Below are 20,343 nucleotides of genomic sequence, written 5' to 3' on the forward strand. Positions count from 1 at the left end.
CGAAATAATTGCTGCATGGCGGGCGTAGCCGGTTTCTCCCATACTGGCTTCAGCGGGTTGCGGCTTACTCCGATAGCAAATGAGCCGCACCCAGGCAGGCGTGATCTCCGATGGCTTGTGATCCTGCGGATCGAATGATTGTCGGCGACGGCTTTACGGCTTTACGGTAATTGACGGCACGATGGTGCCGAGGACAGGATCGACATGCAGACTTCATTCAAATCCCTCGCAGACGGCGCCACGCGCATGGCGGTTGCAGCTTTCGCGACGGCATCGCTCCTGACGGCGGGCTGTGCCTGGGGCGATACAGGCGTGAATCAAGGCGTGGGTCAGGCCAGCGTCCAATCACAGGTGCGGGCGGACGTCATCTATGTGTATTCGTTCGATGCGAGCCCGGATCAGGTGAAACTGGACAGCGGCATGGGCCAGAAGCTGAAGACGATGGCCGCCGGCGGTTCGGCCGCCAGCGAGCAGTCCCAGACGGCGCGCGAAGCGCGTGAGCAGGTGTCCGACGAAATCGTGCGCAAACTGCAGTCGATGGGGCTGCACGCGGTACGCGCGGACGGCCCCGTGCCCGCGGACAGCAACGCGCTGATCGTCGAGGGAGGCTTCCAGAAGATCGATGAGGGCACGCGCCGGCGTCGCTTGCTGATCGGTCTTGGCGCCGGCAAGAGCGAGGTTCGCGCATCTGTCCAGATCATGTACAAGCCCGCGAACGGTTCGCCGGTGGTGCTGCGAAGCTTCTCTGCCGATGCGGACAGCGGCCACATGCCGGGCGTGGCCGAAACGGCCGGCGTCGGCGCAGCCGCGGGCCATCTCGCGGAGTCCGCCGCGGCGGGCTCGGGCCTGCATGGGATGTCCGAGGCGAAGCGCGACAGCATTTCCGCGGATGCCGCGCGGTTGGGCGATTCGATCGCGCAACAGGTGGCGGCCGCGATCTCGGCGAACGGGTGGATGCCGCCCGGGCGGGCAGATTGAGGGAGAGCATGCGAGGAATGCGCACGGCCGCTGCCTGGACCAAATGGCTGATCCCGGTCGAGTGTTGCACTCTTGAATGAAATTGCGATGCTCGCATGCCTCCAATGTTCAGCCGCGCGGACGGACCTGCGCGAACAAAGGTGGGCACTGTCACCTTGCAAGCCGGTTGCGGCTCTTCACGACAAGTCTTGCTACTTGTTGAGGTGGCAGGCGGCGCTATGCCGCTGTTTGCTGTCTGGCATGCATGACTGCTGGCCAGCTGCCATCCGCAATCAAAGCATGCACGGTTTCCACCAGCAGCTCCTGCACCGCGGACGCTGCAATCGACAGCGGCATGGTGGCCGAGCGGCACAGGTAGACCGGGCGTGAAACGGCTGGCTGACCGATGCGTGCTGCCGACAGCAGACCTTGGAGCACTTCGGAGGAGACCGACGCGTAGGAGAGCACCGTGTAGCCGATACCCGCCGACGCCAGCGCAATCAGCTCCGGGATGGTATTGACTTCCGCCAGGATGCGCAGGTCGACTTCGTGTGCCCGCAGATAGCCGTCGAGGAGGGCGCGAAGTCCGTGCTCACCGGCAGGCAGGATCATTGGATACTTGCTCAGGTCCCGGAAGCGGACAGTTCTGGTCAGCGGCATGGCGCTTTTGCCGCCGCTGGCGAACTGCCCCGCTGGTGCCACAAGGACAAGATCCTCGTCTACCAGATGGCTGCACAGCAGGCCGGAATCGGTCTTGTTTTGGAACGTCAGGCCGATGTCGATATGTCCGGTCAGCAGGTGGCTGGGTATATAACCCGTGCTGAGTTCAATGACTTGCAGCCGCACCTTGGGCCAGCGCCGGATCGTCTCCCGGACCAGCGGAACCGTCAGGATCTTGGCCATCGATTGCGGCAGGCCGATCGCCACCCGGCCCTCGGGATCGTTCATCACGTCACGCACGTGCTCGCAGGCGATGTCGAGTCGCCTCAGGATGTCGCGGGCGTGAATCACCAGGCGCTGGCCAGCCGCGGTCGGCACCACGCCCTTGTGGCTGCGCATGAACAACGCCACCCCCAGCGCTTCTTCCAGATGCCTGATCTGAATACTCAGGGCGGGCTGCGCAATGTGCAGGACTTCCGCCGCACGGGAGATCGAGCCTGCCGTCGCCACGGCAAGGAAGCACTGTAACCCACGCAGATCTACCGGCATTCCCAATGCTGTCTCCCTTCATCGCTTCCGGTGCTATGCCGGTGCGTGCGGTCGCGCCAGTCCAGTCTCGCAGCCCCTTGTTCCGAGGGTATATCGCGAAATGATAGCTGGCATAAAGAATATATCTTGGACATATATCTCGCGGAAAGCAATAGTGCGGTCCTGGACCCGCCGCGCGGCTTACGCGGATCGGCGCTGACATTGATGGGAGATGCGATGAGAATCACTCGCCGTACTTTTTTGGCAGGCGCAGGTGTCGCGCTGTTGTCGCGCCCGCTCCTGGCGAGCCAGTGGCCCTCGCGGCCAATCCGGCTGGTCGTGCCATTTGCGGCAGGCGGGCCCGGTGATTTCGTGGCGCGGCAGATCGCCTTGCCGCTGGCACAGAAGCTTGGCCGGCCGGTCGTGGTGGAGAACAAGCCGGGAGCCGGCGGCAACCTGGGTACGCAAAGCGTCCTGGATGCGAGCGCCGATGGCTATACGATCCTCCTCAACACCGTCGGCATGCATGCCGTCAACCCGCTGATGTTCCCCGACCTGCGCTTTCAGCCACGGCGCGACCTGACGGCCGTCGGCGTGATTGCCACAGTGCCGAACTTGCTGGTGGTACACCCCACCAAGCTCGATGTCAGCAGCCTGGGCGACCTGGTCCGGCTTGGCCGGCAGCGGCCGGACCGCCTCAGCTACGCTACCTATGGCGCCGGCAGCTCCCCGCACATCTATGGCGCCCTGCTGCTGAAGGAGGCCGGATTCAGCGCTGTGCCGGTGCCCTACAAGGGCAGCGCGCCAGCCAGCAGCGATGTCATGGCGGGCAATGTGGACTTTCTCTTTGACAGCATGACCACATGCATCGGCCAGATCAAGGGCGGCAAGCTCAAGGCGTTGGCAATCACCTCGGCCGCCCGTTCCCCCCTGCTGCCGGATGTGCCGACCCTGCAGGAAGCTGGCTACCCGGCGCTGGACCTGAAGTTCTGGCTTTCGCTGCAAGTCTCGGCCAGGACACCGGGCACTGTCGTGAGGGCGCTGCGCGAGGCCGTTGCCGAATGTACCCAGGATGCCGCCTTCGGCAAGGCCCTGGTTGCGCGCGGCGCCGAACCGTTCCAACTGGCGCCGGCGGACGTCCAGGACTTCGTCAACCGCGATTCCGCACGCTGGACGGCGCTGGCGCGTTCCATCGATATCAAGCCCGAATAGGGTAGCCCGCGGGGCTGCGATCCAGCCCCGTACGTTGGCACCATGCCGCGCGCGGTACGGTGCCGGCATCGAACCGCTCCGGATGGATACACATGATTGGACTACAAGGAATTCGCGTACTGGACCTGAGCAAGGTGCTGGCCGGCCCGCTGTGCGGCCAATACCTGGGAGAGCTGGGTGCCGAAGTCATCAAGGTCGAGCCGGTGGGCCGCGGTGATGACACGCGCGCGTGGTTGCCACAGGACCGCGGCGAGTCTGCCACCTTTCTGGCCGTCAACCACAACAAGCGCAGCCTGGCGGTTGACCTGAAGACCGGGGAGGGCAGGCAGATCGTACAAGCGCTGGCGGCCCGCGCCGACATCGTGCTGCAGGGCTTCGGCAGCGGAGCCGCCGCCCGGCTGGGCGTGGACTACGAGACGCTGTCGGCGCGGAACCCGGCGCTGATCTACTGCGAAATCTCCGGCTACGGGCGTGCGGGGCCGTTAGGCAAGGAGCCTGGCTACGATGTGATGCTGCAAGCGTTCAGCGGAATGGTCAGCACCATGGGCGAAGCCGGCGGCAAGCTCGCGCGCGCGAGCTTCTCGCCGGTGGACCTGGGTACCGGCATGCACGCTTTGAGCGGCATCCTGGCCGCGCTGCTCGAGCGCCAGAAGACCGGCAAGGGCATGCTGCTGGAGGTGTCGTTGCTAGACACGGCCATGGGGTTCATGGGCTATCTGGCGCAGAACTACTGGTGCAGCGGGAAGCTGCCACGGCCCATGGGAACAGCGCATCCAGCCATGGCGCCCTATCAGGTGTTCGAGGCTGCCGACGGGCCGGTCATGATCGGCGTCGGCAACGATGCCCAGTGGCGGCGTTTCTGCGCGGTTGCCGGGCTGCATGACGCCGTCGATGCACCCCGGTTTGCCACCAACGCGGCACGCGTCGCGCACTTCGACGAAACCGTGGCCATGGTGCAGGCACGTATCGTCACGCAGCCGGTTGCGTACTGGCTGGATGCGCTGCGCAAAGCCGGCGTGGCTTGTGCCCCGATTCATACGCTGGGCGAGGCGCTGGCGCATCCGCAGCTGGATGCGCGCGGGCTGATCGTCGAGTCCGAGCACCCGGTGCTTGGCAAGATCCGCAACATCGGCCTGCCAGTCCGCTTTCGCGGTGAAGAACGCAAGGCACACCGTCCGCCACCCCTGCTCGGCGAGCACACCGATGAGGTGTTGCGCCAGGCTGGCTATGGACCCGGCACCATTGCCGAACTGAAGGCCAGCGGCGTGGTCGCTGCCGCCAACGCCCCCGAAGCCAGCCTCGGGCCCAAAGCTTTGCCACTTATTGACCAATGACTGCCATGTCTTCCGTTTCCTATGAAGTTCGCGACCGCGTCGCGGAAATTCTGCTCGACAGCCCACCCGTCAACGCGCTGAATGAAGGGATGATTGACGCCTTGCTGCAGGCGCTGTACCGCGCGGCCGAAGACAGCGCGGTACGTGCGGTGATCCTTGGCAGCGCGGTACCGCGGCGATTCTGCGCCGGGCTGCAGCTCGGCGAATTGGTTGGCGCTTCGCCAGCACGCAGCTACGCGCTGGTCGACAAGCTATACAACGGCTTGTGTGATGCGCAATTCCGCCTTGGCAAGCCGTCCATTGCAGCGGTTGGCGGCACCGCGCGCGGCGGTGGCATGACATTGGCCATTCATTGTGACATGATTGTCGCCGCCGATACGGCTTCCTTCGGCTATCCGGAAATCGATGTCGGGCTGACGCCAGCCATTCACTACACACATCTGCCCCGCATCGTTGGCCGGCACCGCGCTTTTGACCTGCTGTTCACGGGGCGCACCTTTGACGCAGGGGAAGCCATGTCATTGGGGCTGGTCAGCCGCGTGGTTCCCGAGCAGGACGTCATGGAAGAGGCGCGCGCACTGGCGCAGGTCCTGTGCCGGAAGTCGCCGGAGATCATGCGGATGGGGCGCCTGGCGTTCATGCGTGCGAACGACTCCGACTACCGTCGCGGCGTGGCTACCGCTGTCGAGACGTTTGGCAACGTCATTGCGACCGAAGATGCAAGAGAGGGCCTCGCGGCGTTCGTGGAAAAGCGCAAGCCTCGCTGGCAAACCTGATGTCCGGCAATCGGCAATCGGCAATCGGCAATCGGCAATCGGCAATCGGCAATCGACGATAAGCGCCACGCGGATCCTGTTGCCCGAATTGAACATCCATGAAGGAACAGAAGATGTCGCACCTGTCAGACTCCGGATCGGTTCAACGCACTGACGAGGCATTCCGCAAGGAAATCCGCGCCTTCCTGCAGGAGGCAGTGCCGCCCGATATCCGCGCTGCGACGCGCGCCCATTGTCTTGTCACCCGGGAGCAGGCGGCCCGGTGGCATCGCATTCTGCATGCGCGCGGCTGGGCGGCGCCGGGTTGGCCGGCCGGACACGGCGGGCCGGGATGGTCGCTGGTGCAACAGGCCATCTTTCGGGAGGAGTTGGCAGCCAGCGACGCGCCGTATATCGAAAACCTCGGCATCGATACCATCGGCCCCACATTGATCCGCCACGGCACACAGGAACAATGCCGCCGATTCCTGCCCGGGATGCTCTCCTTTGACGATTTCTGGGCACAGGGCTATTCGGAGCCCGACGCGGGCTCGGACCTGGCCGCGCTGCGCACCACGGCACGTCGCGATGGCGGCGCATGGATCGTGAATGGCTCCAAGGTCTGGCAAAGCCTGGGGCATTGGGCCAACTGGGCCCTGGTGCTGGTACGCACCGATCCGGCTGCGTTGCGCAAGCAGGATGGCATCTCCGTGCTGCTGATCGACTTGCGCTCACCCGGCGTGACGGTGCGGCCAATCCGCTATATCAACGGCGCGTTGTTCCACGTCCAGATGTTCTTTGACGATGTGCGGGTGCCTGAAGCCAATCTGGTCGGCAAAGCGGACGGCGGATGGGCTATCGCCAAGGGACTGTTGGTGATCGAACGTCTGTTCGTGGCTCGGGTGGCTGAGTGCAAGGCGGAGTTGGCCCGTGCCGCCGAAATGGTCCAGGCGCGGCGCAACGAGGAAGGCAAGCCTGTGAACATGGAGCACGCCATTGAGCACGCCCTGGTTGCGCGCCGCCACGCCGCATTGGACATTCGCCTGCGCGCGCTCGAAGCGGCGTGGTGGCCAGCCGTGCGGCAGGCAGCGGAAGGGGGCAGTCCCGACCTCGAAGCGTCCCTGCTGAAACTCGAAGGCATTCAGTTGCTGCAGGATCTTCACTTGTTTCGAATGGATGCGCATGGTGCCGCCTCCCTGCCGTTCGATCCTGAGGCGCTGGAAGGCCGGCCACAGGCTGGGCAGGGGCCTTCAGCCCACGCAGGTAACACGACTCTGCATATGTGGCGCTATCGTGGCAGCTCGCTGGCGGGCGGTTCCTCGGAGATCCAGCGCCAGATCGTTGCAAAGGCAATATTTGCCGGGCAGACCGAACTCGACCGGCCCCGCAATGATCACCTCGGCGAAGAGCAGGCCATGATGGCCGATACCGTGCGCCGCTGGCTGGATGGCCACTACAGCTTCGAGCGCCGGCAGAAGATCATCGGCATGCAGGGCGGCTTCGACAATGAGGCCTGGGCAGGTCTCATCGACCTGGGCTTGACCAACCTGACAATGCCGGAAGCGTTTGGCGGCTTGGGCCGGTCCATGGAAGACCTGCTGCCTCTAGTGGAAGCACTGGGGGAAGCGCTCGTGCTGGAACCGCTTCCCTGGAGCGCGGTACTTGGGGTCCAGGCCCTTCTTGCGCTGCCGGCCAGTGCCACGCGCGATGCGCGACTGGCGGCGCTGGCCAGTGGCGATGCGCGTTGCGCGGTGGCCTGCGGCGATGAGCCCGTCGCGGGGCGGACGCTGCGCCCGACGATAACCGCGCGGCGGGTTGGTGGAGGCTGGCAGGTCGATGGTATCAATCCACTGGTAATGGGTGGCGCCCAGGCGCACCACTTCATCGTCGCCGCGAAGCTGGAAGACGGCAGTCTTGGGGTATTCGACGTGCCGGCGGAAGCCCGTGGTGTCGTGATACGCGCTTATCAGCTCCACGACGCGCGCGGCGCGGCTGACGTGCGGCTGGACAACGTTGCGCTGGCGGCCGGCGCCCTGATCGGCCGCGGGGACGACGCGGTAGCGGCAATGGAGCATGCCATGGCACTGGCCACCATCGCCCTGTGCGCTGAAAGCGTCGGTGCCATGCGGCGCGTGCTGGGCATCACTGTCGAGTACCTGCGCACACGCAAGCAGTTCGGACGCACCCTGGCGGAACAGCAAGTCTTGCAGCATCGCATGGTCGATCACTATCGCGCCTGGAGCGGTGCACGTCATCTGGTGCGGCGGGCATTGATCGGCTGGCATGCCGCGCTCCCCGACGAACGCAGGCGCCGGGTCAGCGCCGCCAAGTACCTGTCCGGCATGGCTGGTCGCGCTATCGCGTTTGATGTCTTGCAGCTGCATGGCGCTGTCGGACTGCAACACGAGACGCCGGTCAGCCATTACAGCAAACGGCTCATCGGCAATGAGCTGCTGCTCGGCAATGCCGCCATGCACCTTGGCCGCTTCGCCGCGGCCGCGGATGCGGCACCCGTGCCCTGACATGGATCGGTCGGAGAATCCGACGCAGTACATCCAGGAGACAAACAGTATGAGAGCACTCTGTCCATCGGGACGTCCGGTAGTGTCCTTCGCCTGCGGCCTTGTGGCGCTGGCGTTCTCCGCTGTCGCGGGTGCGCAGTCCGAGACCGCCTGGCCGACACGACCCGTCACGATCGTCGTACCCGGTGCGCCTGGCGGTACGATCGACATTCCCATCCGCCTGCTGGCATCAAAGCTCAGTGCACGCCTGGGCCAGCCCGTCGTCGTCGACAACCGACCCGGCAGTGGCGGCATCATCGGTACGCAAGCCGCCTTGCGTGCGCCGGCCGACGGCTATACCCTCCTGGCCGGCAACGTTGGCCCGCAAGCCATCAACTACAGCGCCTACAGGCGCCTCACGTACCAACCATCGGATTTGACGGCGATTACCGATGTCATTGCCTTTCCCAATGTCCTGGTGGTCAATGCCCAGTCACCGGTCAAGAGCGTGGCTGACCTTGTCGCCCAGATGAAGCAACACCCCGGCAAGCTGTCCTTCGGCTCCGCGGGCATCGGCCAGACCAGCCACCTGGTGGGCGAACTCTTCAAGATACGCACTGGCACGGATGCCATTCACGTGCCATACAAAGGCTCCACGCCTGCCACGACCGCCTTGCTTGCGGGGGAAACGACGTTCCAGTTCGACAATCTGACGCAGGCGCTGCCATATATCCGCTCCGGCAAGCTGCGCGCACTAGCGGTGGCCGCGGCGCAGCGCGTGCCGAGCCTGCCCGATGTGCCGACCATGGAGCAGGCCGGATTTGCCAGTATCGTCTCGACGGCATGGATTGGCATCTTCGTCGCTGCAAAAACGCCTCCGGCCGTCGTCAGCCAGCTGGAACACCACCTCGGTGCAGTCATGCGTGATCCTGACCTCGTGTCACAGCTGCGGCAAATGGGTGGGATTCCGGGCGGGCAGCCACCGGCAACGTTTTCTGCCTTTGTGGCTGGCGAGCGGGAAAGGTGGGGAGAAGTCATTCGCGCATCGAACATGACGCTTGATTGACGACTATGTCTACCGCCGATTCCCTGACCTGACGTAGCCGGGCAGGGGCCGGGCGAGGCGCGCGGAAGTCGTGGCTGCGCCGAACGCGGGCCACGGAAGTCGGGCTTGTGCTTCTCCATGAAGGCGCGCGCCCCTTCGCGGGATTCCCCGGCGCCGTCATGCAGGCGTTGCGCCTCGGATAGAATTTGATGCGGCGCCATGGCGCCGGCGCTTACCGGCCGGGTGCCGCCGGGTAGCGGACAGCCATATCAACCTTCGAAAACCAGCATGAACATTGCGCTTGAAAGCCCAACGCAAGCAGAGGTGATCCGGCTTATCGACGAACTCGACGCGTACCAGAAGCCGCTATATCCGCCGGAGAGCCATCACGGCATTGATATCGAGGCGCTGTCGCAACCCAACGTGCTGTTTGCCGTGGTGCGGGACGGGCAGGGCGTTGCCGTCGGTTGCGGGGCGATCGTCTTGCAGCCGGAGTTCGGGGAAATCAAGCGCATGTACGTGCGCCCGGAAAATCGCGGCGAAGGCATTGCGCTGGCACTGCTGACCCGGCTCGAAGGCGAAGCCATCGCCAGGGACTGCCCGCGCTTCGTGCTGGAGACCGGTGTCAGCCAGCCCGAAGCACTCGCCCTGTACGGACGGGCGGGTTACGTCCGGTGCGGGCCGTTCGGAACCTACGCCGACGACCCCCTCAGCGTGTTCATGCAAAAGGACGCGGCTCGGCCTGCGGGCCGGAACGCGGCCACCCGGAGCAAATAGCCCTGGCGGTGGGGCGCGGGCGGGGTATCATCTGCCTCTCTCGGCACTTTGCCCGGCCAGGATGTTCCGTATTCCCTCCATCATTTGTTCCCGACAAGGCCGCCGCGTTGCCCGGCTTTCCCGAGTGCTCGGCGCCGCGGCGCTGGCGCTCGCCTGCACCGCCGGCATGCCGCCTGCCGCGCTGGCCTACGATATCGGCGAAGTCATCGACGCCATGCGCCTGGGCCGGTATCCCCTGAACGCGCCGGAGCGGCGCGTGTGGGGCACCGAGAACGCGCGCGATGCGCTGCTGGTCGGCCAGGTCGAGAACCGCTTGTTTTTCTATCGCTACCTGCGCGAAGGCGGGACATACACGCTGGCGTTCCGCTCGCCGGCGCTGGTGATCGATCCGGACGCATGGCGTCCGTCGCGCGAGGAGAGGGTGACGGTGGCCCAGCCCAGGGGCGAACAGGTCTTCTACTGGGTGGCCTATACCTACAGCGAAGCCGATGGCAAGCAGGTGAACGGCTACCTTGTTGACGCCACGGGCGAGGCCGCCACGGTGCGCGCCGATGCCAGCACGGCCACGGTGACGAGCACGCGGCCCTGGGGCGCGGCACGACAGGCCCAGGCCATGGCGACCTTGCGCAGCGCCCCGGTGAGCTATCCGAGCCGGCTTGCGGCCGTGCCGCCCGATGTGCGCTTCGTGCAGCAGGCGCCCGCCGATACGCTGGCGGCCTTCCGCGCGCTGCACCAGGCGGCGCTGGCCATACCCCGCGCGAAGACGGCGGAATTCGGCCGCGCGCTGGCGCAGCTGCGCACCTTCGTCATGGAGCACGACTACCGCGAGATCGATCCCAGGGGCGAAAGCGCCGGCACGCTGCTCGCCTTGAACGACTATGCATTCTGGCTGGCCGAGACAGGCGACGCGGCCCAGGCCGACCTGATCCTGGGCGAGGTGCTGCGGCGGGACCCGTCACGTACCGCCGCCTACCTGAATCGCGCGGATGCCCGCTGGCAGCAAAGCGGACGCGAACGCGAGCCGCAAAAGCGCGACTATTACCTGGCGCTGGCGCGCGAGGACTACCGCCAGTACTGCACCCTGCGGATGGCGTCGAATACGGCCATCCCGTCGAACGTGGCAGCCCGCATCGGCGCCGCGCTGGGCGAGCCGGCGTTGACGCCGGCCGCGTGCCGGCCGCGGCTGGAGATTTTCGCGGCGATCAAGGCGGGCGACCTGGAGGCGCTGCGCGCGCAGCTTTCGCGTGGCCAGGATCCGGACGGGGTCAACGAATATGGCGTGTCGGCGCTGGGTTCGGCGGTGTACCACAAGCAGGCGGAGATCGTCCGCACTTTGCTGGCAGCCGGCGCCAAGGCGGACGGGCCAGGCACGGGCCGGGCCATGCTGGCAGGCGCCATGCCGGTCGGGCGCGATACGCGTCCCCCGGCGCAGCGCTACGCCATCGCCGACATGCTGCTGGCGGCGGGCGCCTCGGTGGAGGCGCCCGACCACAACGGCACGCCCTTGCTGATCACGCGCACGTCCTACTATGGGGAAGATCGCGACACGCTGGAGTACCTGCTGTCCCACGGCGCCAACCCGAACGCGCGCGACAAGAAGGGCCGCAGCGTGCTGCACGCGGCCATCTCCAACTACCGCACCCGCGGGTTTGCCGAACAGTTGCTGGACAAGGGCGCCGACATCAACGCGGCCTACATCAGCATGTATTACGGCGATCGCGCCATGTGGGAAACGCCGTTGCTGGAAGCGCTGCGGGCGTCGTACGGCGAGTTGAAGCCTGGCGCGGCCCTTGCCGTGCCGGAACGCGTGGCCTTCGCGCTCGATCATGGCGCGGATGCTTCGGTGGGCGGCTACGGCGGCAAGACCGGGGTGGCGCGCAATGGCATGGACGAAGCGCTGAGCCTGTCCGCGCGCTACCTGCAGCCGGCGCTGGTCGACCAGCTGATGCAGGCTTCGCGCAAGCCGGCGGCGCCGCTCACCAGCGAGCCCATGTCGGCGCTGTTGCGTACGTGGAGCGAGCTGGAGTCGCGCGCGGCCGCCAGCAAGGATAGTCCTGCCTGGGACGGACTGCGGGCCAGCGCACGTGCCGTGGGCGAGCGGATGGTTGCCGCCGGCGTCAGCCTGAAGTACTTGGATAGCGCGCAAGGCATGAAGAACAACGGCATCGCGCCGCTGAGCCTGCCGTGGCTGCCGGATGACCTGTACCTGGCATGGCTGAAGGCAGGTGCCGACCAGACCGACCGCACCGACGCGGGAGTGCGTATCGCAGGGGTGGACCAGCCCGATGCCTTGCCGCTGGTGACCATGATGATGATGGGCCAGCAAGCCAAGGTGAAGATGCTGCTTGAACACGACGGCGCCCTGTATCGCGACCCGCGGCGCTGCGGCATGGCGGTGGCGGATTTGTTGTCGTGGCAGTTGGGTCGTGGCGCAGAGGCCGGTCCGGAGCTGGCGGGCGTGGTCAGCCAGGTGATGGATGGCGCTGCCAGGACCGGCAACTGCGATATGAGCATGACGGCGCGCGCCAGGCCTTTTGCCGGCGTGCGGGCCGACGAGCTGGCGCGGCGCGCGGCCGGGAGCGTTGCCTTTCGGTAGGGGCGAAGGTCCTTGCGGGCTCCGCTGCGGAGTGCCCGCAAGGCAAGACGCCTGCGGCCACGCAGCGGCGTAACGTCGCGGAACTAGCCGGGCTTTGCCGTACGCCGTCTGCCTGGCCGGTGGGCTGCCATGCCATTCATCAGCACATCGATGACCTGTTCCGCATGCTGGTCCGCCTGCGCGGGTGTCATGGGCCCCACGCCATAAAGCCGCTTCAGCAGATGGGTAGCCGATTGCACCGCCGTCAGCATGGCGGTCATCATGACGCTGGCATGCTCAGCCGGGTAGGGCTTCAGCAATTCCGCCGCATGGCACTCCGCAATCAGCGCATCGAGCTTCTCATGAAACGGCTTCATGTAGTTGTCCACCAGCCAGTCCAGTCTTGGACCGTCCTGCGCGACTTCCATGAGGACAAGGGAGTGCGCTGCCGGATGCAGGATATTGCTCACCGCGAAGGCCCTTAGCGCGGCTTGCAAGCGGGCGAGCGGATCCGAGCGATCGAGTGCATCCGCCGCATGCCTGGATGCGGCAAGGGATCCCGCGTACGCATTCTCCACTACCGCGCGCCAGAGCCCTTCCTTGCTGCCAAAGTGGTAGTTCAGCAGCGGTTGCTTCACGCCCGCGCGGTTGGCGATCGACAGGACCGAGGCGCCGTCGAATCCTTTTTGCGTGAACTCGCTCTCGGCGGCTTCGATCAGACGCTGTCGCCCCGATACCTCGACCGCGGGGGAGGCGGGTGTCGTGGCGGCGGATGCTTCGGTGGCGCGCTTTCGGGCGGGAGTCTTGGTGCGCCGGCTATCGACAGGGGGCATGGTGGCTCAGGACGTGTTTCGCTCACGGTAACGATCCCGGCATTCTCCCACATGCCTGGGGCTTGCCCCCTGGCATCTTCCTGGGCGGCAGCTTTGCCGGGCTTCCCTTCGCGTCCTCATCGAAGTCGTCCTGATATAAGTATAAGTACCAGTGTGCTATTGACTTATAGTTGTATAAATTCACGTCCCAAGGCGGCCGTGAGGCGGCCAGCAACATTGGGAGGCAGGGATGCGCGAGTTGGAAGTTCCGGTATTGATCGTAGGTGCTGGCCCGGTCGGCATGCTGATGGCAGCGCTGCTGGCGGACCAGGGCATCGAGTCGCTGCTGGTCGAGCAGCGCGATGACCTGCATCTCGCGCCGCAGGCGCATGTCATCAACACCCGGACGCAGGAGATCCTGGCCGGTATCGGCGTCACCGATGAGGCACTGGCGGGTATCACGACCCATTCCGCCGAAGCGCGCTTCGTGACCTGGCGGCAAAACCTTGCCGAAGGGGATCTGGCCCGCATCGATATCGGCAGCGCCGGCTACCTCGCCAGCATGGCGGCCGCCAGCAGCAAGCGCACCGCGAATATTCCCCAGCATCATCTTGAGCGCCTGCTGTTCGCCCAGGTGTCGCGCCGCGTTCGCTGCCAGACGCGCTTCGGCCATGCCTGGCAGGGCGCGGAGCACAGCGGGCACGGCGCCGTTTCGTCGGTAAAGGATGTCGCGACCGGTGAGACGTACCGGGTGCGCAGCGACTGGCTGATCGCGGCCGACGGTGCCGGCAGCCCGGTACGCCGCAGCCTGGGTCTCCCCATGGTCGGGGAGACCAACCTGGCGCATCTCATCACCATCAATTTCGAGGCGGATATCCGGCATCTGGTCAAGGACAGTCCGTCGATCCTCTTCTGGGTCCTGTCGGCCGCGGCGCCCGGCACTTTCATCGTGCACGATGCGGCGCGCTACTCGGTTTTCATGACGCCGTACTTTCCGCAGTACGAATCTCCGGCCGACTTCCCCCCGGACCGCTGCGAGCGCATTCTCCGGGCCGCGCTTGGCGACCGCCGTTTGCCGTTGCGCATCACGTCGCTGTCGAACTGGACGATGCAGGCTCACATTGCCGCGCCATACAGCCAGGGGCGCACCTTCCTCGTGGGCGATGCCGCGCACCGCTTCCCGCCCACCGGCGGGCTCGGGCTGAACACGGGCGCCGCCGACGCGCACAACCTGGCGTGGAAGCTGGCCTGCGTGATGAAGGGGTGGGCGGGCCCGGGGCTGCTCGATACCTATGGCGACGAGCGCAAGCCTGTCGCCGAGACGAACAGCCGCGTCAGCGTGGCAAACCACCGCAAGATGCGGCAGGTCACCGCGGCATTGGGCCTTGATGAGGATAAGCTGCCGACGATGGCGCGGCTGCGCGCCAGTGCGCCGGCCCGCGCGCTGCCCACCGCGCTGCGCTCCGCCGTGAAGCGCCTGTTGGTCGCACCGATCGACTCGCGGACCCGGAAAGTGCAACGGGCGGCTACGCCCAGGTTCGCGGGCATCCGGCGAAACGTGCAACTGGCCGCCGAGGCGCAGATGGAGCATTTCAACACGCTCGGCCTGGACCTGGGCTACGTGTACCGGAGCGCGGCGGTCTGCGACGGCGGCGCGGCGGCCCCGATGACGTCAAATCCCGTACTCGAAGTGGCGCAGTCGCTCACGCCGGGCGCGCGGTTGCCGCATTTCCGGCTGCAAGGCGCGCCGGGGTCGCCTGCCACTTCGCATGATCTGATTGGCCATGGGCACTTCCTGCTCGCCGGCTTTGGGCACCATGGCAAGGCGTGCGCCGGGCTTGCCGAGTCAGCGAGCCAGCAGCTTGGCGGCGTAGCCGTGTACGGCGTGGACCTCGACGCCGTCACGCATCACGCCGACAGGCCGCAACTATCCGCATGGAACCTTGGGCTGCCCGACGCCGCCATCCTGGTGCGCCCCGATGGGCACATCGCATGGCGGCATGCAGCGGCGACGGACGCGCGGTTGGAGGACGTGCTCGGAGCCCTTTGCCGGGTGCTTCAAGTCCCCATCCCGTCACGCGAACCGCTGCCATCCGACGCACGGGCTGGCGCGCGTGTCTCGTAAGCGCGTCCGGTCCGGGCCAAGGCTCCCGGCTGTCGCCACGCCCCGCCGCGCAGGCACTCATCAACACTCTCGCGAAGGTTCACCTGTGACACACAATCCCGAAGCCGCGCCGCTCCGCCAGGGTGGACATCCCACCCCCGTTGCGATCGTCGGCGCCGGCACGGCTGGCTCCGTGCTGGCCCTGCTCCTCGCCAGCCGCGGCATCCGCAGCGTGCTGATCGAGCGCCAGCCGGATGCGGATACGCATCCGCGCGGACACGTCTGGTCTGCCCGCGCGATGGAGGTGATCCGCTCCATCGATGCCGAACTTGCCGAGGCGCTGCGCGAGATCAGTTCGGCGCCGCTCAAGCTTCGCTACATCACGTGGTGCACGTCGCTGGCGGGGGTGGATCTTGGGCGCTGCGTGCCGATCGGCAACGACCCGGTGCATACCGCCCGACTGCTGGGCAGCGGGCCTTGCCGCCCGCTGCACCTGTCCCAGAACGTGACCGATCTGATCTTGCGGCAGCGCGTTGCGGGCAGCGAGCTGATCGAGTTCCTGGCGGGATACGAGCTGGAGGCGCTGTCGCAAGACGATGACGGATGTGTGTTGACGCTGCGCGAACTGCGCAGCGGCCGGCGCGTGCGGCGCACCGCGCGCTTCATCGCGGGTGCGGACGGCGCGCAGAGCACCGTGCGGCGCCTGCTCGGGGTGCGCTCGGCCGAGACGCCGTTGCAGGCGGTCGCGCAGATCCATTTCCGTGCGCGGCTGGACAGGCTGACCACGTCGCGGCCAAGCCCGTTGTACTGGATTCTCAACCCCCGGGTGGTGGGCACGCTCACGGCCCACACCGCAGACGAAGAGGACTGGGTCCTGTCGACGGCGGTGCTGCCGGAAATCGAGCCGGGTGGCGAGATGCCGGCCACGCGGGCGCTGGCGCTGGTGCGGGCGGCGATTGGCGATGACAGCATCGACGTCAAGGTCCAGTCGGTCCGGCCATGGGCCATGGCGCTACGGCGCGCCGAGACCTGCCGGGTGGGCCGCGTAATGCTGCTGGGCGACGCAGCCGCCGGATTCTCCGCCATCGGGGGCTTCGGCATGAACCATGGCATCGAGGATGCGGCGAGCCTGGCGTGGCGGCTGCAGATCCTGCTGGGCAGCTTCGTGCGCGGGGACCTCGCGCAAGCGCTGTTGTCCAGTTACGCCGCCGAGCGGACCGCGAGCGCGGATGCCCATGCGCGCCGGACGCTGCAACTGAGCGAGCTGTCCGACGAGGTGTTGCGTGCCGCCGGCGTGGAGCCTGCCGGCTTCAAGACGTTGTCCGCGCTGTCCCGGTCCGCATGGGTGCGCATGCTGCCCAAGCGCGTGGCACGAGGGCTGTTCCGTACTGTGACGGGCGCCGGCCTGAAGCCGCTGGGCCGCCTGGCGGGCGCGGAGCCCGGCGGCGTCGATGCCCGGGCAAAAGTGCGAAGGGCGATCGACAAGCAGCGCGAAGTGTTCGTGACGCTCGGCACCGATCTAGGCTACGCGCATTCGGGCGGATTCGTCTGCCGCGAGCCGCATCCGCACCCGCAGTCCCCCCATGCCGGCGCCGAATACTGGCCGAGCACAAGCCCCGGCTCGCTGGTTCCCCATCTCTGGAGCGAACGCGATGGCGAGTCACTCTCGACGCGGGACCTGGCGCGGCGCGCACCGATGACGTTGCTGGTCAACGAGAAGGAGCGCGTGCGCTGGCAGGCGGCCCTGTCGCAACTGCATTCCGATTGGGGCATCGAGGTGGCGTGTCCGCTTGTCGGCAGCGGCGACGCCGCGCAGTTCCGCATCAACCCGTCGGCATTCGCCGCGGCGCTGGAGATCGACGAGTCCGGCGCCGTGCTGCTGCGCGGCGACGGCATCGTGGCCTGGCGCAGCCGGCGTCAGTGCGCCGATCCTCGGGCGGCGTTGCGCGACGTTGTCACCCGCCTGGTTTCCCAGTCCGTCACCACCATCACCACCATCAGCACCAGCGCCGCAAGCGCGGCCCACCTCACGAAGGAGAGGCAATGAGCGACATCATGGACCAGTTTCCTATCCCCTGCCCGGACCCGGACGCGCGCCCCCCAGCGAAGCTCGCCCATATCGTGCTCACCACGCGGCGCTTTGACGAAGCGATCCATTGGTGGAGCATCGTGCTGGGCGCTCGCGTGATGTTCCGAAATGCCTTGCTTTGCTTCCTGTCCTACGACGAAGAGCACCACCGCCTGGCACTGATCAACGCCGCGAATTTCGAGCCCAAGCGGCGCGAGAGTACGGGCCTGGACCATGTGGCATTCACTTTCGGCTCGCTCGGCGACCTGCTTCACACCTATGAACGCCTGAAGGCGCACGCCCTCATGCCGGAATGGTGCATCAACCATGGGCCGACCACGTCGCTGTACTACCGCGACCCCGACGGCGTACAGGCCGAACTCCAGGTTGACAACTTCGCGGCGCCGGAAGACCTGCAGGCCTGGTTCCGCTCGGGCGCCTTCGCCGAAAACTCGATCGGCGTCGAGTTCGATCCGGAGCATTTGCTCGAACGCTACAAGGCGGGCGAACCCGACAGCCTGCTGATGCGGCCCGGCGAGGTGACCAGCCGCCAGTTCCTGGCGTTGCGCTGAGGGAGTCAAGGCCGTGAGACTGTGTACGTTTTCCTCGGCGGACGTGGCAAGCCATGTGGGGCTCTCGCTTTCGGGCGGCCGCGTGCTGGACGTGACCGCTTCCTTTTCGGGCGACGCGCGCTTCGCTTCCCTGCTGGCGCTGATCGAGCATCAGGATGAGACGCTGCCGGTCATTCGGAAACTGGCGGCGGAAAGCGCCGGGGCGGGCCGCGCGCCGGGGGTCCATGCGCTGGGGGAGGTCCGGCTCCAGGTCCCTTACCGTCCCCCGCAGATCCGTTGCTTCAGCGTGTACGAGCAGCATCTCAGGAATGCGTTCCGGCAGGTCATGGCGCATGGCGTCAGCCCGCTGACAGGTTTGCTGATGCGCATGCTGGGCGCGGGGAAAGTCCCGAAGGCCTTCTTTGAAACGCCCATGTACTACAAAGGCGCGCGCCTCAATCTTTCCGGTCATGGGGGCAGGGTGCGCCGGCCCGCGCCGGGCACCAAGCTGGACTACGAGGCCGAGCTTGGGGTGATCGTCGGGCGTCCGGGCAAGAACATCGACAGCGCGGCGGCGATGTCGCACGTGTTCGGCTACGTGATCTTCAACGACTTCTCCGAGCGCGCGCAGCTGATGAAGGAGATGCGCGCCCGGCCCAGCGCAGGCCCGGCCAAGGGCAAGGACTTCGATGGCAGCAACAGTCTCGGCGCCTGGGTCGTCACGGCGGATGAGATCGGCGATCCGCATGCGCTCGACGTCATCGTGCGCGTCAACGGTGAGGTGCGCGGCAAAGGCAGCACCTCGGGGATGACCCATCGCATCGACCGCATCGTCAGCTATGCATCGTCCAACGAGACCCTGCACGGCGGCGAACTGCTCGCCACCGGATGCGTGCCGAACTGCGCCGGCATAGAGCAGTGGCGCTTCCTGCACGACGGCGATCGGGTCGAGGTTGAAATCGCCGGACTTGGCGTCCTGACCAATCTGATCACCGGCCACTGATCGCATCAAGCCCCCGCCGCGAGGAGGCAGAGACATTCCCGCGGCCATAACAATGACAATGGAGACAGCAGTGAATTCGAAACAGTGGATCGTCACGTCCGCGGCAGCCCTGTGTCCCGCGCTTGCGCTTGCCGACAACGGCTACTTCCAGATTGGCTACGGCGCCGAAGCGCGCGGCGTGGCCGGTGCCGCCGCCGCATCGACGCGCGATGCGTTCGGCGGCGCCAGCAACCCCGCTACCACGGTATGGGCCGGCAACCGCTTCGACGGCAACCTGATCGCCACCAACGGCCGGACCAGCATGAGCCGCTCGGCGGGCCTGCCGCCGCCATTGACCGGCGTGCTCGACACCCGCGCGGATAGCGCGAACCGCTGGGTGCCGCTTGCCGACATGGCGGTCAGCAAGATGATGAGTCCCGACCTGTCGCTGAGCCTCGTCGGCTACAGCAATGGCGCGGGCACCTACTTCACGGGCAGCGCCACAACCTGCCTCGCACCGCCGCCGGCGGCGCCCGGCGCCACCTACCGTGGCAATGTGCTATGCGGCAACGGCAGGGCCACCACCACCATCCAGCAGTTGACGATAGCGCCAACGGTATCCGCACGGGTTTCCGATACGTTCTCGGTCGGCTTCTCGCTATTGATCGCGGCCCAGTTGTTCAGTGCCGAGGGCTTGCAGGCGTTGGCCCCGCAGTCGGCGGCGCCGGACCACCTGACCAACCAGGGCACGGCGTCCTCGTTCGGCGTGGGGATGCGCATCGGTTCCTACTGGCGTGCCAGCGATACGCTCGGCTTCGGCGTGGCGTACTCGCCCCGTATCCGGATGGGACGGCTCACGGAGTATGAGGGCTTGCTGGCGGACCAGGGCCGCCTGGATATTCCGGAGAATATGCTGGCCGGCATGCAGTGGTCGCCCACGCCCGAGCTGTCCTTTCTCTTCGATTACCAGCGCATCAACTATTCGGGAACGTCCGGGCTCGGCAATCGCCCCTTCGACGGCACCGCCTTGCGCGGCAGCAGCGGCGGCCCGGGCAATGGGTGGAAGGACATGAATGTCTTCAAGCTCGGTGTGCGCTACCAGGTGACCCCCGCCTTGCACGTGTCGGGCGGCGTCTCATTCAACAGTGCGGCCTACGCGGATGAGGACACCGCTAGCAACGTCACCTCGCCTGCCACGTTCCGCCGGCACTACACCCTCGGACTCGGCTATGCGACCGGGCCGAACAGCAAATGGTCGGTCTTCTACTCCTTGTCTCCCGGCTACACCACCACCGGCAGCTCGGCACTGGGTTCGGCCGTTGCCACACAACTTTCAGGCAATCCCACGGTCGCGGGCCAGGAAACCCTGTCGACGCGGCAGCAGAGCATCGGCGTGCAGTACTCGCAGCGCTTCTGATTGCCATCGATACCTTAATCATTCATCACGGAGTTCGTTTCGATGACGGCTTGTCTTATTCCGCG

Annotated in this window: 15 protein-coding genes; 13 read left to right on the plus strand and 2 right to left on the minus strand. The window is 66.4% G+C overall.

Features of this window, described 5'->3' with window-relative positions:
• The first annotated feature begins 246 nt into the window (after window positions 1–246).
• Window positions 247–978 carry a DUF4410 domain-containing protein gene (locus ACZY0R_RS11350; protein ID WP_488858444.1) on the plus strand — a complete coding sequence of 244 codons (732 nt, stop codon included), beginning with the start codon at window positions 247–249 and terminating at the stop codon, window positions 976–978.
• 216 nt (window positions 979–1,194) lie between these two features.
• On the opposite strand, the gene ACZY0R_RS11355 is transcribed toward ACZY0R_RS11350, so the two are convergent.
• Entirely contained in the window at window positions 1,195–2,166 is a 972-nt protein-coding gene (locus ACZY0R_RS11355; RefSeq protein WP_488858445.1) for a LysR family transcriptional regulator, read from the minus strand.
• 216 nt (window positions 2,167–2,382) lie between these two features.
• On the opposite strand from ACZY0R_RS11355, the gene ACZY0R_RS11360 reads away from it, so the two are divergent.
• The 7 genes from ACZY0R_RS11360 to ACZY0R_RS11390 all read left to right on the plus strand — a co-directional run bounded on the left by ACZY0R_RS11360 (window position 2,383) and on the right by ACZY0R_RS11390 (window position 12,365).
• A complete protein-coding gene (locus tag ACZY0R_RS11360) occupies window positions 2,383–3,357 on the plus strand; it encodes a Bug family tripartite tricarboxylate transporter substrate binding protein (protein ID WP_488858447.1) in 975 nt (324 codons plus the stop codon).
• Between the two features lie 92 nt (window positions 3,358–3,449).
• The gene (locus ACZY0R_RS11365; RefSeq protein WP_488858448.1) at window positions 3,450–4,691 is read left to right on the plus strand and encodes a CaiB/BaiF CoA transferase family protein; all 1,242 of its coding nucleotides are present in this window, start codon (window positions 3,450–3,452) and stop codon (window positions 4,689–4,691) included.
• Window positions 4,692–4,696: 5 nt separating this feature from the next.
• Window positions 4,697–5,467 (plus strand): enoyl-CoA hydratase/isomerase family protein, encoded by a 771-nt coding sequence (locus tag ACZY0R_RS11370; protein ID WP_488858449.1) that lies wholly within the window; start codon window positions 4,697–4,699, stop codon window positions 5,465–5,467.
• A gap of 113 nt (window positions 5,468–5,580) precedes the next feature.
• Window positions 5,581–7,968 carry an acyl-CoA dehydrogenase family protein gene (locus ACZY0R_RS11375; RefSeq protein WP_488858451.1) on the plus strand — a complete coding sequence of 796 codons (2,388 nt, stop codon included), beginning with the start codon at window positions 5,581–5,583 and terminating at the stop codon, window positions 7,966–7,968.
• Between the two features lie 49 nt (window positions 7,969–8,017).
• On the plus strand, window positions 8,018–9,013 hold the full coding sequence (locus ACZY0R_RS11380) for a Bug family tripartite tricarboxylate transporter substrate binding protein (protein ID WP_488858452.1): 996 nt from the start codon (window positions 8,018–8,020) through the stop codon (window positions 9,011–9,013).
• Window positions 9,014–9,280: 267 nt separating this feature from the next.
• The gene (locus tag ACZY0R_RS11385) at window positions 9,281–9,769 is read left to right on the plus strand and encodes a GNAT family N-acetyltransferase (RefSeq protein ID WP_488858453.1); all 489 of its coding nucleotides are present in this window, start codon (window positions 9,281–9,283) and stop codon (window positions 9,767–9,769) included.
• A 124-nt stretch (window positions 9,770–9,893) separates the two neighbouring features.
• On the plus strand, window positions 9,894–12,365 hold the full coding sequence (locus tag ACZY0R_RS11390) for an ankyrin repeat domain-containing protein (protein WP_488858454.1): 2,472 nt from the start codon (window positions 9,894–9,896) through the stop codon (window positions 12,363–12,365).
• Between the two features lie 83 nt (window positions 12,366–12,448).
• Here the strand turns inward: ACZY0R_RS11390 and ACZY0R_RS11395 are convergent, their stop codons facing one another.
• Window positions 12,449–13,177, minus strand: a complete 729-nt coding sequence (locus ACZY0R_RS11395; protein ID WP_488858455.1) for a TetR/AcrR family transcriptional regulator — start codon at window positions 13,175–13,177, stop codon at window positions 12,449–12,451.
• Between the two features lie 229 nt (window positions 13,178–13,406).
• Between ACZY0R_RS11395 and ACZY0R_RS11400 the strand changes: the two genes are divergently transcribed.
• The 5 genes from ACZY0R_RS11400 (at window position 13,407) to ACZY0R_RS11420 (ending at window position 20,278) form a co-directional block, all read left to right on the plus strand.
• Window positions 13,407–15,281: an FAD-dependent monooxygenase gene (locus tag ACZY0R_RS11400; protein WP_488858457.1), complete on the plus strand. Its 1,875-nt coding sequence runs from the start codon at window positions 13,407–13,409 to the stop codon at window positions 15,279–15,281.
• 85 nt (window positions 15,282–15,366) lie between these two features.
• Window positions 15,367–17,307, plus strand: coding sequence for an FAD-dependent monooxygenase (locus ACZY0R_RS11405; RefSeq protein WP_488858459.1), 1,941 nt, complete (start codon window positions 15,367–15,369; stop codon window positions 17,305–17,307).
• Window positions 17,304–17,900, plus strand: coding sequence for a VOC family protein (locus ACZY0R_RS11410; protein WP_488858460.1), 597 nt, complete (start codon window positions 17,304–17,306; stop codon window positions 17,898–17,900). The genes ACZY0R_RS11405 and ACZY0R_RS11410 overlap by 4 nt, the downstream gene beginning before the upstream one ends.
• A gap of 13 nt (window positions 17,901–17,913) precedes the next feature.
• On the plus strand, window positions 17,914–18,882 hold the full coding sequence (locus ACZY0R_RS11415) for a fumarylacetoacetate hydrolase family protein (protein WP_488858461.1): 969 nt from the start codon (window positions 17,914–17,916) through the stop codon (window positions 18,880–18,882).
• A gap of 70 nt (window positions 18,883–18,952) precedes the next feature.
• Window positions 18,953–20,278 (plus strand): OmpP1/FadL family transporter, encoded by a 1,326-nt coding sequence (locus tag ACZY0R_RS11420; RefSeq protein WP_488858462.1) that lies wholly within the window; start codon window positions 18,953–18,955, stop codon window positions 20,276–20,278.
• The last annotated feature ends 65 nt before the right edge of the window (window positions 20,279–20,343 follow it).

The sequence above is a fragment of the Cupriavidus sp. F041 genome, from assembly GCF_057814235.1.

Bases quoted from the DNA above. Each gene is read 5' to 3' on its own strand.
- ACZY0R_RS11350 (WP_488858444.1), top strand. From the start codon at position 247: ATGGCGGTTGCAGCTTTCGCGACGGCATCGCTCCTGACGGCGGGCTGT.
- ACZY0R_RS11355 (WP_488858445.1), bottom strand. From the start codon at position 2,166: ATGCCGGTAGATCTGCGTGGGTTACAGTGCTTCCTTGCCGTGGCGACG.
- ACZY0R_RS11360 (WP_488858447.1), top strand. From the start codon at position 2,383: ATGAGAATCACTCGCCGTACTTTTTTGGCAGGCGCAGGTGTCGCGCTG.
- ACZY0R_RS11365 (WP_488858448.1), top strand. From the start codon at position 3,450: ATGATTGGACTACAAGGAATTCGCGTACTGGACCTGAGCAAGGTGCTG.
- ACZY0R_RS11370 (WP_488858449.1), top strand. From the start codon at position 4,697: ATGTCTTCCGTTTCCTATGAAGTTCGCGACCGCGTCGCGGAAATTCTG.
- ACZY0R_RS11375 (WP_488858451.1), top strand. From the start codon at position 5,581: ATGTCGCACCTGTCAGACTCCGGATCGGTTCAACGCACTGACGAGGCA.
- ACZY0R_RS11380 (WP_488858452.1), top strand. From the start codon at position 8,018: ATGAGAGCACTCTGTCCATCGGGACGTCCGGTAGTGTCCTTCGCCTGC.
- ACZY0R_RS11385 (WP_488858453.1), top strand. From the start codon at position 9,281: ATGAACATTGCGCTTGAAAGCCCAACGCAAGCAGAGGTGATCCGGCTT.
- ACZY0R_RS11395 (WP_488858455.1), bottom strand. From the start codon at position 13,177: ATGCCCCCTGTCGATAGCCGGCGCACCAAGACTCCCGCCCGAAAGCGC.
- ACZY0R_RS11400 (WP_488858457.1), top strand. From the start codon at position 13,407: ATGCGCGAGTTGGAAGTTCCGGTATTGATCGTAGGTGCTGGCCCGGTC.
- ACZY0R_RS11410 (WP_488858460.1), top strand. From the start codon at position 17,304: ATGAGCGACATCATGGACCAGTTTCCTATCCCCTGCCCGGACCCGGAC.